The organism is Streptomyces sp. T39, from assembly GCF_008042045.1.
In the GTDB taxonomy this organism is placed as follows: domain Bacteria; phylum Actinomycetota; class Actinomycetes; order Streptomycetales; family Streptomycetaceae; genus Streptomyces.
This window is the reverse complement of sequence record NZ_RDBP01000210.1, coordinates 1-11013: the sequence shown is the minus strand read 5'-3', so window position 1 is coordinate 11013 and position 11013 is coordinate 1. Positions and strand designations below refer to the sequence as shown.

Here is an 11013-nt window from a genome sequence, read left to right as displayed (position 1 = left end):
CGTTGCCAGTCGATGGGCCAGTCCGGACGCCAGTCGGCATCGATCGCGGCCAGCAGCGCGGCCCTGCGGGCCGCCGTGGCAGGGTTCTTGCCGAGCCCGTGCTTCTTCCGCGCGTTCGCCAGCCATTGCCCAATGGGCTTGTCCATGATGGAGGCCGTGACCGGGGCGGCGGGATCCTGTCGCAGCGAGCGGAGAAGCTGGAAGAGCTGGGGATCGTGTGGGATCCGGCGGATGCGGCGTGGGAGGAGAACCTCGGCGCAGCGCGCGCCTACTACGAGGCGTACGCAACTCTCGCCGCCCCGGTCACGGCCTCCATCATGGACAAGCCCATTGGGCAATGGCTGGCGAACGCGCGGAAGAAGCACGGGCTCGGCAAGAACCCTGCCACGGCGGCCCGCAGGGCCGCGCTGCTGGCCGCGATCGATGCCGACTGGCGTCCGGACTGGCCCATCGACTGGCAACGCTCCTACGCCGCCCTGAAGACCGCCCTCGGGCCGGCTGCGGGTGAGGGCGGGGCGCTGGCGTTCGTGGAGCCGGGCGCCATGGTTCGCGGCGTGGACGTCGGGCGCTGGCTCGCTGTGCAGAGGCAGGACTGGGACCGCCTCGCTCCGGGGCAGCGCGAGCGCCTGGAGCAGCTCGGCGTACGGCCCCTGTCGGCGGCCGAGAAGCCCGCAGCCGCGGCGCGCGGGAAGGGGGCGAGCGCGGCGTTCGAGCGCGGGGTCTCGGCGCTCGCCCAGTACGTCGAGCGGGAAGGCCGCGCCGTGGTCCCCCGCTCGTGGGTCGAGCAGTTGCCGGACGGACCTCAGAGGCTCGGTGTATGGCTCTCCAACACCCGCAGCAGGCGCGCCGGGCTGAGCGAGGAGCAGCGCGGCCGGCTGACCGCGCTCGGCGTCGACTGGGCGTGATAGCAGTGGCTGGGGCTGAGGGCACTCCGGCCGTGTGGTGAGTGTTCTCTTGGTGCTCGGGTGGGTGATGTCGCCTTCCGTTGACCACCACAGTGCGACACCGGCCTAGAAGCCGATGTCGCCGCGCCTCACGATGTAGTGCCGTTCCACGCGACCGACTGGACCGATGAGAGTGTCCTCGCCGACGAGTTGCCAGTCCATCCAGTAGGTTCCGCCGCCATGATGTTCACCGCGGCAGGAGCAGGTGCAGTCGTCACCTGCTGCTGTCTGGCACTTGCGGTCACATCGCTCCGTCGTGGAAAACTCCAGGTAGACGTGAACCTCTCCGAACCGGTTGGCGAGAGCCGTCGTGAGCGTCCTCAGATGCGGCTTCGCTATCTCCCACCGCCCGGGGCGCACCGTGTTGTTCCACTCGGGACGGATACGATCGCCCAGCTCGCCGTGCAGCCATGCTCGATTGGTGGCGCCGAATGGCATCCGCATCCATAGACGCGTCTGATCGTAACCGCGGCGTACCCAAGGCTCTCTCACAGTCTAATTTCCTCCGATGTCAGCCTGGCGAATCTAGCCGCAAAAGGACAGCTTCTTTCGCGCTTCTCACCGCACCTGTCGGCCGGACGTGGGGTTTCTCCATGGCCGCGCAGAGAAGCGCGCGCCCGCAGCGAGGGGTCGCTGCGGGCCAGCAATCGACTAAGTATCAGCAAGCAGCTTGACGAGCTCGCGAAGATGAGCTTCGCTAAGATTCTTTTTCAGGCTGCGCGCACATGCTTCTGGACGGGTTGCCGGAACCGAGAATGTTCTTGTCCGGAATCCCGCTTCAACCATTGCCGCGTTTGTACTCAATTCACCCGCGACAACTTTCTTGTAAATCTCCGGCGCGTCTCTGTGTAGACGTTTTAGCGCAGCTTGATGAGCTTTGCCGAGCTGCTTCTCTTCGTGACTTCCACCCGCCGAGACACTGGTTTTCTGGTCAGGGCTCTGTGTGTCTCTAAGGGCATGCTCGAGCAGTTCACGGGCCACTGGGTCGTTAGCAACTATCCGCCGAACCAGTTCGATGTCTGCCCCCAGTCCCGCAGTTGGCGGGGCGAGGACGAAGTCCAAGAATTCCTCATGCCTGATGAGTTCTCCACGGGGTGTGGTGAACTCGCGCCATGCCTCTTCTTGGAGTACGCGGGCGAGGAGCGGGGGGACGTCTGCAAGACCGTTGCTGAGGGAGCGGACGCCGCTACCTAGAGCGTGGACAAGGACAGCGTTCGATTTCGGTGACTGTGTCATGCGCTTTGCAACCACTTGTCGAGAGTCAGGAGCCGCTTCTCCAGCGTTGCCAGCGTGGCCTGGTCGATCTTCCTCTCCTGGCATTCGCGGTTCAGCTCGGCGTGGATGTGACTGTGGGGCTTACGGGTCAGGCGGCTGAGCCGTCCCACCTTCCGTGCGATGAGTTCGCGGAGTTCCTTCTTGCGCTCGGATCGGGTCTGTTGAACAGGCGGCTCGGGGGCCGCCCCGGGCTGGGCGGATCCGCCGCTCAGCCGGAGGAGCCGAGCGATAGCGGAGGGCTCTGTCCCTACCGGAAGGCCGGCCTGCTGGCCCAGACGACGGGCATGGAGCAGCTCGGCTTCCTCGAAGGCCTCGCCGCTGTTGATGGTGAAGGCGTGGGCGGCTGCGGATGATCCAAGGACCTCGGCTGTCCTCGGCAGCATCCGCGGGTCGCTTTCGTCTTCCGCCATCTCGCGGCGGACCTTGCTCTCCTCGTCGGCGAGGACTGCATCAACCGTGCGCTCGATGCCCGCTGCAATGGTCAGCAGTTGCGCAATGGACGGGATGAAGACTCGGGCGCACATCTCATCCTCATCGCCCTGCTTGCGCACGCATCGGCCCACGACCTGGCGGAAGAACATCTCAGTACGGATGCGGGTGGCATAGACGATGACGCCAAGCCGGGGGATGTCCACGCCCTCGGAAACCATCTGGACGGCCACGATCCAGCGGGTGTCGCTGCGGGCGAAGTCATCGATGACTTTCGAGGCGGCTGGATCGTCGGAGACCGCGATCTTCACGTCCTCTCCGGTCTGGTGCCGGAGGATATCTGCATAGGCGTGCGCGGACGCCTGGTCTGTCGCCACAACGAGCCCTCCACAGTCGGGCTTGTCTTGGCGCATCAGCGTCAGCTCCTCGTGCGCCCGCCTCAAGACCGAGGGGATCCACTGGCCGCCCGGGTCGAGGGCGGTCTTCAGGGCCGCAGCGATGGTGCTGGCGTCGGCCTCGGAGAGCTTCTGCGACACGGGGTGCTCGGAGGCGAAGCGCCAGCGTGCTTCCCCGTCCATGGCAGGGAAGGCCACCGGGCGCACGACCTCCTGGTCCTGGAGCGCCATCCCGTAGTCGTAATTGATGTCGGCCACGACGCGGCGGTCGGGGCCGTAGTTGAGGAACGGGATGGGCTTGCCGTCACTGCGGAAAGGCGTGCCCGACAGGGACAGACGGCGGTGGGCGTTGGAGAAGGCTTCGGAGAGTGCAGTTCCCCATGAGAGGTGTTCGGCTTCGCCGGCGTGGTGGATCTCGTCGAAAATGACCAGCGACGGCCGGCGGGGGTTACAGGCGAGCTTGCGCCACAGCAGCGGGTTGGCCGCCACGGACTGGTAGGTCGCGACGATGCCGTCGAAGTCGCTCGCCTTCTCCTGGCTGCGGTTGACGAACTCGGAGTCGAGCTGGATGCCTTCCCTGGCCGCGGCTCGGGCCCACTGGCCCCGCAGATGGGCGGTAGGAACGATCACGAAGACGTTCGTAATCTCGCTCCGGTCGATCATGGACTTCGCAGCAAGGATGGCGAAGGTGGTCTTGCCCGCGCCAGGCGTAGCGACGGCGAGGAAGTCGTTCTGGATGCCCAGGAACTTGCGGAGTCCGTCTTCCTGCCACTTGCGAAGCTTCACGCCGTTGGAGCCTTTCTTGAGGTTGCAGGAAGGGCATGCCGCCTGCCCGTTGAAGATGTCTGTTCGCCCACCCTTGGACCAGGGCACTTCGTGATCGGCGTGCCATCCGGGCTGAAGCTCATCGCCGCACATGGTGCAGCAGCCGTCTGCGGCCAGGAACAGCGCTGTTCGTTCTGCCGCGGTGTACAAACGCTTCCGATCTCGGGCAGCGGGCACCGACACCTCCGTTCACACAGATGGCCTAACCCGGCCATCGTCGACAGAATGCCACGTACCACCGACAACCGACGCTCGATCAACACGAATTGGGCGTTGCCCCTCCGGCCGCCAGCGGCTCCGGGGAGGGGGCTGGCGGCCCACGTTGCGTCAGTCACCCTGCTGCTACTGGGTGCGGGCGACGACATGGGCGTGTTCGCGCAGTGGCGGGTCCTGGTTGTCCCAGGTCGCCGCTACGTAGTTGAGGAGTCCGGCCGTGGCGCACTCAGAGGCGCTCGGGTCGCTGGCGAGCAGCTTGTCGACGGCGAGGGCGAGACCAGGGGCCGGGTGAACGGATCTTCCGGGCCATGGCGTTGTCTCGTCGTAGACCTGGCGGATGGGGCCGCGTTCGCCGCGGCACGTGTATCGGGCGGGCCGACTACGCCGCGGTGACGATGTCGACGGCGGGCACCGCTTCGGGCCGGGTGAGGGCCTTGAGCAGCATCCTCGCCTTGTAGACGTCCTCACCGGCCAGCGTCTGCCAGTGCGGGTGGGTGGTGACCGTCACCGAGAGCGCGAGGCACTCCTGGCGGAGCTGGGCGACGACGGCCTTCTGCTCGTCGGTCCATCCAGGGCTGGGCTCCCGGCCACCGCTGACCTCCCCTGTGTGCGGGTGCTCAATACCGGGCCACCCGTCGTGCGGCTCCACGGACCAGGGCAGGGTGCGGACCAGGGCGGCGTGTTCGGCGGTGGCCTGGTGCAGGCGGGTCTGGGCGGCCTTGAGGTCGTCGGGGAAGTCGGAGTCAGCCATACCCGGAATCCTACGTCTGTTCTATTTCGTGGACGGGGCGCCGCGCCGGGAGGGCGGCAGGGGTGCGGCCGGCCGGGTGCGGGGTGAGGGTGGGCGCATGGAGGCTGTCGTGTCGCTGGCGCTGGCGAGGGCCGTGCCGGAGCTCCCGCGCGGGGAGGGCTGGTGGTATGAGCCGAAGATGGACGGCCACCGGGTCGCGATGATCCGCACCGGAGAATCGGTGATCCTCCAGGCCCGGTCCGGCCGGATCGTCACGCCCGTGTGGATGGACCTGGCCATCGCCGGGATGCGGCTGCCGGCCGGGACCGTGCTGGACGGTGAGGCGGTGATCTGGCGGGACGGCCGGCTGGACTTCGCCGCGGTGCAGGCCCGCGCCAACTCCTCGATGCCCAGGGCCCGGGCGCTCGCCGAGCACCTGCCGGCCTCCTACCCCGTCTGGGATCTGCTGGTGCATCCCCAGTTCGGCAACGTCCGAGGACGGCCGTACTCGGACAGGCGCGGCCTCCTGCTCGACCTGGTCGGCGACCTCGGGCCGCCGATCCAGGCCGTACCGGCCACCGACGACTACGAGACCGCCCTGGTCTGGTACGAGGCCCTCCAGGCGCAAGGCGTCGAAGGCATCGTCGCCAAAAGGGCCGGCGGCCCGTACCGGGGCGGCTCCCGTGACTGGCGGAAGGTGCGCCACGCGGAGACCGAGGACCTGGTCGTGGTCGGGTACACCGGGGCGCGGTCCCGGCCCCGGGCGCTCGCCGTGCGCCGCCCGGACGGCCAGGTCGCCCTCTCCCAGCGCCTGACCGGGCCGCTCGCGGCCGCCGCCGCGCACTACCTCCAGCCCGCCGGCGCCAGGCCCCGCGGGCGCACCCACGACGGCCAGACCTACACCAGCACCCCCACCGAGTTCCTCGTCGAAGCCCTCGCCGGGACCACCCGGCACGCCGTCGTCACCATCACGCGCGTCCGGTAGAGAGCGAAGGGCGGGACCTCGCACAGGCACCGCGGCGCGCTAACTTGCGGATAGAAGCAAGTTGAGACCCGCTAACTTGCGTTCAGAGTCAAGTTAGCGCGCCAGGGCCGGGCCTTCTGCATCCGGCAGAACGGTTGGCGCTCCGGCTCGGCGGCGGCCGGAACCCGTGCGCCGGCATCGCGGTGCCGTCACCCGCAGGCGTCACCGTGTGACGCCTGCTGAACGCGACGGCGACGCCAGGCCCTGGTGCGGCACCGGGGCGAGCAGTACCGGCTGTCCGCCCGCTTCCGGGGCTGGAGCGGGGCGTCGCTCGCGTACCAGGTACGGCCGCACTCGGGGCAGCGGGAGCGGGGCCAGGGATGCCGGCGGCCTTCGAGGAGCGCGGCCAGGGCCTCGCCCCCGGCGTCGATCGCCGCTGCGCGGGCCCGCGCCTGACGCCAGGACCGGGTCCTGCACGCCGCCGAGCAGTAGAGGCGGTTGCGCCGTGCCCCGGCAGGCAGACGCCCGCCGCACTGCGCGCAGCGGGGGGCGCTGTGTGTGGCCACCCTTCCAGCGTGCCCCTGCTCGCCGCCCGACCGGTCGTCGTCAGGGGGTGTCGCCGGTCCAGTGAAACCGGTCCAGGTCGGCAGGGTGGCGGGGTTCGTAGTGGGCGCGGCCGCCGGGGCCGTACTGTCCGTGGGGGGTGATGAGGGCGGCTCCGGTGGCCCGGTCGTCTTCCGTCCAGCCGGTGACGTCCAGGAGCAGTCCGTCGAGCGGGCCGCCGATGAGTTCGGCGTAGTCGCATCCGGGGCGGGGGCCCGGATCGGGGTCGCCTGGCTCGGAGCCGTAGACGCGGGCAGCGGGGCGGGGATCCGGGGCGCTCATGCCGGTCAGCCTGGCAGCCGGACGGGCCCCGGCGGGCAGGTTCGGCCCACACCTCTAATATCGAACGCGTGAGCGATATCCTGCCGCCTGATCTCGACCGGCTGCGCGTGATCGAGACCTTCCTCGATCTCCAGCTCCAAGCGGTCCGCGCGGAGATCTCCCGCCGGGAAGGCACGGCACCTGCTCCCCCGCCCTCTGTGCGGCCGGCCCGGCCGCCGTGGCTGGTCGAGTACGACATCAGCGCCGCGCAGCGCCCGCTCCAGGTGCACGTGGAGGACTGCGCCGTCACCGGGCCGCGCACCCGCCGGGTCACGGAAGGCGAGGCGCGGCGGTGGGTGGTGGAGGTGGGGGCGTGCCAGTTCTGCCGGCCGGACGCGCTGCTGGGGACGCTGGAGTAGGCGGGCGGCGCGGAGACGGGGGGCAGGTTCCGGTCGGCGTGCGCGCCGCTGCCCAGCCTCGGCCCGCCGGTGCTCGGCAGCAGAGCGTTCCTCGGGCCCAGGCGTCGAGGCGGCGGTGCGCGGACGACCCGGCACCAGGATGCTCTGCCCGGCCATGAACGATCGCCCGGCAGGCGGCCATGTGCACCAGCTCGGTATGGGTCCTGATATGCGCCAGCCCGTCGCCTCGGTCTCTTTGGCGGGAGCGGTGAGGCAACGGGCTTTCAGCACGCCGGAGACCTTCGAAGCACCGACCGAAGCCAAATGGCTACGGAGAGTGAATATAGGTCATCGGTGAGTGACGCTCACTCTAACGCCGCCCGCAGGGAAGGGCCGCGCCCATCAGGCGTACCAAATGAGAGGAATGCTCAATTCGCACAGAGAAAAGTTCCATCTGCGCAGATTGAACAGGGCTTTTTCCGGTCCTGGTGTGATCTAAATCACACCATTAATTGATTGTGACGTTACCCACGCCTCATAAAAAGTCTCACAGCGCGCACACAGGGCGTGACCTGCTGTAAGACGATTTTCGCCCGACATGACCGAATCCCAAGAGCTTTCGGCTGTACGAGAATGGCGCGCACGACACCTCGGTCTTCTTTGGCGGGAGCACGCAGAGGGGTGTCGGACTTCAGCACGCCGTTTCGAGTGAAAGGCCATTCATCATGAGCCGTCTCCCGAGTGTTCTTCCTCCCCCACCACCGGAGGAAGGCCCCCGGAAGGGTGTGCATTTCCAGATCGGTCACCACCTGGAGATGCACCTGCGCATCCACCTGTCGCCGGCAGCCCTCGCGCTGCTGGCGGCGCTGATGGCCGGCCTGCTCGCGGGCTGGTGGGGGATGAGCCAGCAGTAGCAGCCCACCGACCAGAACTCGGGCCTGCCGCCGTCGCGGCAGGCCCGAGTTCTGCGTTCAGGGCCGACCGGTACATCGGGTACACGCGGATCAGAACCGCCGAGACCACCACCGGGACGCCCACCGCGCGGACCGTCATCTCGCCTGCATCGGAGCGTGGTGCGGGGTGTCCCCGAAGCGCTGCGGCACGTCGGCGTGCAGATGCCACGGCTTGTGTCCGTCGACATGGCAGGTGACCCACAGCCGGAAGGGCTTGTCCCGCTGTCCGCGTTCCCACCCGGCCTGCCCGCCGCTGAAGTGCCGGTGCGCGCGTGACGATTCAAGGCCGATCCGGAACACTTCCGCAGGCCGCAGGGGCGGAAGCTGAACGGTCCGGCCGAATTCGTCCACTCCGTCCACGGGCCGGAAGCGGTAGGGGCCCCAGATCGTGTTCGCGCGTTCTTCCGCTGTCAGGCCCCCGGCAGGAAGAAACGTGTTGCTGCGGTCGCGGTCGGCTGGACCTCCAGTTCCAAGCGGTCCAGCCGACCGAGGGCAGACGGCCCGTCGTAGCGGACCACCAGGTCGACCCAGCCCTGCCCCTGCTGCGTCGTCAGGTAGAGGAACACGCGCGGGGTCAGTTCCGTGTGCCTTCGGTCGCGCTCGATCAGCGCCACGACCTCGGCGGTCTGCCGGGCGGAGTCCGCCGTCTCGTTCGCCGTCCGCGCGTTGCGATCCGCGGTCACCGCTGCCCGCCATGCCGCCACCGCCGCCACCGCCGAGAAGACGGCGGCGAGCCCGGCGATCGATGCCTCCAGAACGTCCATGCGCGTATGCAACCCACTGGACACATGTGGCGGAAGCGAGTTGCCACATTCGCCCCGGCACCCCGGGGACAGGCACCGGGTCAACCAGGCATCGAGGTTGAGGCGGCCCGGTGGTACTGCTCCCAGAGCGCGTCTGGGCACCGGGCCTCGCCCGTGCACGCCATATCGGCACGGGCTGCCGCTGACTCTAACGGCCGGCGGCCGGTCCCGGGGCCGGAGCGGTGGCATCGCTGCGGGAGCGCAGGCGGGCGAGGACACCCGTCTGTGCCCGCTTCTGGGCGAGGTCCCGGTGAACCTGCTCGCAGCGGGGACAACGGCCGTGCACGGCGGGCCGGTAGCCGTCCAGACCGGACGGCATACCGGGGGCGGTGGCTCCGCCGCAGGACGGGCACGCCCAGACCGACGGGCCGGCCTGCTCCTGGTCGTCACCGACGTCCTCGCCCTGTTCGTCACGCCGCCGGTGACCCTGGTCGGGTACACGCGCCGCGGGAGTGGCGGCGGGGTGGGCCAGGGCGTCGGCGAGGGACTGCGCGGGGCCGAACCGGGTCCAGACCGGTCCGTGGGGCCCGTGCTCGCGCAGCAGGGCGAGCGTCGTCGTGACCAGGGGCACGGTGTCGCTCTCGTCCGGCCAGGTGTCCAGCGCAGCCGGTGGCTGCCAGCAGGAGCGGGAGGCGTCGCGGATGGCGTCGATACGGCGGGCGAGGACCGGCGGGGGGACGTCCTTGGCGAACACCAGCGCCAGCGGCGGATGCCCGGTGCCGGGGGCCGGCCATCGCGTCGACCACAGGGGCACGGCGGTCTGGCTGTGCGGGTCCGTCACGCGGAGGCGGAAGGCGTCACGGTAGGCGGCGATCTTCGCGGCCACGGCGGCGGGCGGCTCACCGTGGTGGTCGACCTCCACGAACAAAACGGGGACGTCGTCCTCAGGGGCGGTCAGGACCGCATCGGCCCGCAGGTGGCCCGCGCCGGGGAGAGCAACGTCGGTTGTCCAGCCGCGCAGGTGCCCGATACCGCGCGGACGCACCGGGAGCTCCCGCCGCGGGCCGGGGCCGGTGGTGCGGCGGGGCACGGGCTTGGTGGGCAGCGGGGGCGACTGGCGGATGACGTCGATGACGTCCGTGACCGCGAGCTGGTGCGCGGCGCCGGCCTGTGCCGCGGCCCGACCGGTCGCGCCCATCTCCTCGACCGGGCGCTCCAGCTCGGTGGCGGCCGCGGCCTGCCCGGCCGGGGTGAGGGACCACAGGTCCTGAGCAACCGGTGCCCCGTTGCGGCCGGGACGCCAGGCGCGGCCCGCGGACTCCGTCAGCCCGGCATCCCGCAGGTCCTTGCACGCGTTGCGGACGGTCTGCTCATCCGCCGTGCCGGGGAGCACGAGCTGTCGCAGCTGGCCGGCGGTCGCCACCCGCACCACCCCCAGCGCCAGGAGCACCAGGGCGCGGGCCCTGCCCGTCGACTTGTAGCGCCAGACCTGCCGACCGGTCACCTGGTCCCCACCCTCGAATCCGTGATCACTGTAGGGAGCACTGTAGGGGAAACCGTAGAGCGGACTGTAGGCAATGTGGTCCGGTCGCGGGAAAGCACCAGCGCCCCCGGACCATGCGGTCCGGGGGCGCTCTGCTCGGGGTACCTCGCAGGCTACGCCTCGATGTAGGCGACGATCGTGATCTGGCGCAGCGCGGTTACGTAGTAGATGACCCGTACCCCGTCGACGTCGTCGCTGTAGTCGCGCAGCAGGGTGTCGGGCACCGGGGTGCCCAGCTCGGGGTTGACGCTGATCGCGACGATCGCCCGGTCCAGGCGGTGCGTCTCCCGGGCGGTGAGCTTCGCCAACTGGCTCAGCGCGGGCTCCACCATGACGACCTGGGACCGGCGCGGCGCGTGCTCAGGCGACACGGGGCTCCTCGCCGGCCAGGCGCTCCAGGTGCGCGTCACGGGCTTCCTCCCACAGCACGCCCGTCTCCGGGGACGGGTAGCCGTGGGCGGCGATGTCCTCCAGCACCGAGGCGAGGACGTCGACCTTCGCGCGCTGGTCGGCCGCGTACGCACGGGCCGAGGCGGCGGCCTGCTCGTCGAGGGGCTGGCGGTCGGGCACGAGGGCCGGCTGCTCGCTCATCGGCAACTCCTGGGGTCTTCACTGGTGTCTTTCACCACGGTATCGCCGGGTCGCCCCTCGGGAGCCTGATACGGGCAATCCGAACCTGGTGGAGGAGCAAGGACTTAGGGCTGCCGTCCGCGCCGCTCTTTACGSCGTAAAGA

Annotated in this window: 13 protein-coding genes; 4 read left to right on the top strand and 9 right to left on the bottom strand. The window is 69.7% G+C overall.

The window, feature by feature from the left end; genetic code table 11:
• The first annotated feature begins 215 nt into the window (after nt 1-215).
• Nucleotides 216-905: a helicase associated domain-containing protein gene (locus EAO77_RS37090; RefSeq protein WP_261994331.1), complete on the top strand. Its 690-nt coding sequence runs from the start codon at nt 216-218 to the stop codon at nt 903-905.
• Between the two features lie 105 nt (nt 906-1010).
• Here the strand turns inward: EAO77_RS37090 and EAO77_RS37085 are convergent, their stop codons facing one another.
• From EAO77_RS37085 to EAO77_RS37070, 4 genes are all read right to left on the bottom strand, one after another.
• Entirely contained in the window at nt 1011-1382 is a 372-nt protein-coding gene (locus EAO77_RS37085) for a hypothetical protein (RefSeq protein WP_261994330.1), read from the bottom strand.
• A gap of 213 nt (nt 1383-1595) precedes the next feature.
• Complete coding sequence (locus EAO77_RS37080) at nt 1596-2006, bottom strand: hypothetical protein (RefSeq protein WP_147992664.1); 411 nt, start codon at nt 2004-2006, stop codon at nt 1596-1598.
• Between the two features lie 170 nt (nt 2007-2176).
• Nucleotides 2177-4045: a DEAD/DEAH box helicase family protein gene (locus EAO77_RS37075; protein ID WP_147992663.1), complete on the bottom strand. Its 1869-nt coding sequence runs from the start codon at nt 4043-4045 to the stop codon at nt 2177-2179.
• A gap of 418 nt (nt 4046-4463) precedes the next feature.
• The gene (locus EAO77_RS37070; RefSeq protein WP_147992662.1) at nt 4464-4835 is read right to left on the bottom strand and encodes a hypothetical protein; all 372 of its coding nucleotides are present in this window, start codon (nt 4833-4835) and stop codon (nt 4464-4466) included.
• A 97-nt stretch (nt 4836-4932) separates the two neighbouring features.
• Between EAO77_RS37070 and EAO77_RS37065 the strand changes: the two genes are divergently transcribed.
• Complete coding sequence (locus tag EAO77_RS37065; RefSeq protein WP_147992661.1) at nt 4933-5799, top strand: DNA ligase; 867 nt, start codon at nt 4933-4935, stop codon at nt 5797-5799.
• Nucleotides 5800-6384: 585 nt separating this feature from the next.
• Here the strand turns inward: EAO77_RS37065 and EAO77_RS37060 are convergent.
• Complete coding sequence (locus tag EAO77_RS37060; protein WP_147992660.1) at nt 6385-6663, bottom strand: hypothetical protein; 279 nt, start codon at nt 6661-6663, stop codon at nt 6385-6387.
• 68 nt (nt 6664-6731) lie between these two features.
• Here EAO77_RS37060 and EAO77_RS37055 point away from each other — a divergent pair, with 68 nt between their 5' ends.
• A complete protein-coding gene (locus EAO77_RS37055; RefSeq protein ID WP_147992659.1) occupies nt 6732-7061 on the top strand; it encodes a DUF6233 domain-containing protein in 330 nt (109 codons plus the stop codon).
• Nucleotides 7062-7825: 764 nt separating this feature from the next.
• A complete protein-coding gene (locus tag EAO77_RS40885) occupies nt 7826-7954 on the top strand; it encodes a hypothetical protein (protein WP_261994329.1) in 129 nt (42 codons plus the stop codon).
• Between the two features lie 449 nt (nt 7955-8403).
• On the opposite strand, the gene EAO77_RS37050 is transcribed toward EAO77_RS40885, so the two are convergent.
• The 4 genes from EAO77_RS37050 to EAO77_RS37035 all read right to left on the bottom strand — a co-directional run bounded on the left by EAO77_RS37050 (nt 8404) and on the right by EAO77_RS37035 (nt 10870).
• On the bottom strand, nt 8404-8757 hold the full coding sequence (locus EAO77_RS37050; RefSeq protein ID WP_147992658.1) for a hypothetical protein: 354 nt from the start codon (nt 8755-8757) through the stop codon (nt 8404-8406).
• 187 nt (nt 8758-8944) lie between these two features.
• Entirely contained in the window at nt 8945-10240 is a 1296-nt protein-coding gene (locus tag EAO77_RS37045) for a replication-relaxation family protein (RefSeq protein WP_147992657.1), read from the bottom strand.
• Nucleotides 10241-10392: 152 nt separating this feature from the next.
• The gene (locus EAO77_RS37040) at nt 10393-10650 is read right to left on the bottom strand and encodes a hypothetical protein (RefSeq protein ID WP_147992656.1); all 258 of its coding nucleotides are present in this window, start codon (nt 10648-10650) and stop codon (nt 10393-10395) included.
• Nucleotides 10640-10870: a hypothetical protein gene (locus tag EAO77_RS37035; RefSeq protein ID WP_147992655.1), complete on the bottom strand. Its 231-nt coding sequence runs from the start codon at nt 10868-10870 to the stop codon at nt 10640-10642. Before EAO77_RS37035 ends, EAO77_RS37040 begins: the two co-directional genes overlap by 11 nt.
• Between the last annotated feature and the right edge of the window lie 143 nt (nt 10871-11013).

Bases quoted from the DNA above. Each gene is read 5' to 3' on its own strand.
- EAO77_RS37085 (WP_261994330.1), bottom strand. From the start codon at position 1,382: ATGCCATTCGGCGCCACCAATCGAGCATGGCTGCACGGCGAGCTGGGC.
- EAO77_RS37070 (WP_147992662.1), bottom strand. From the start codon at position 4,835: ATGGCTGACTCCGACTTCCCCGACGACCTCAAGGCCGCCCAGACCCGC.
- EAO77_RS37065 (WP_147992661.1), top strand. From the start codon at position 4,933: ATGGAGGCTGTCGTGTCGCTGGCGCTGGCGAGGGCCGTGCCGGAGCTC.
- EAO77_RS37060 (WP_147992660.1), bottom strand. From the start codon at position 6,663: ATGAGCGCCCCGGATCCCCGCCCCGCTGCCCGCGTCTACGGCTCCGAG.
- EAO77_RS37050 (WP_147992658.1), bottom strand. From the start codon at position 8,757: ATGGACGTTCTGGAGGCATCGATCGCCGGGCTCGCCGCCGTCTTCTCG.
- EAO77_RS37035 (WP_147992655.1), bottom strand. From the start codon at position 10,870: ATGAGCGAGCAGCCGGCCCTCGTGCCCGACCGCCAGCCCCTCGACGAG.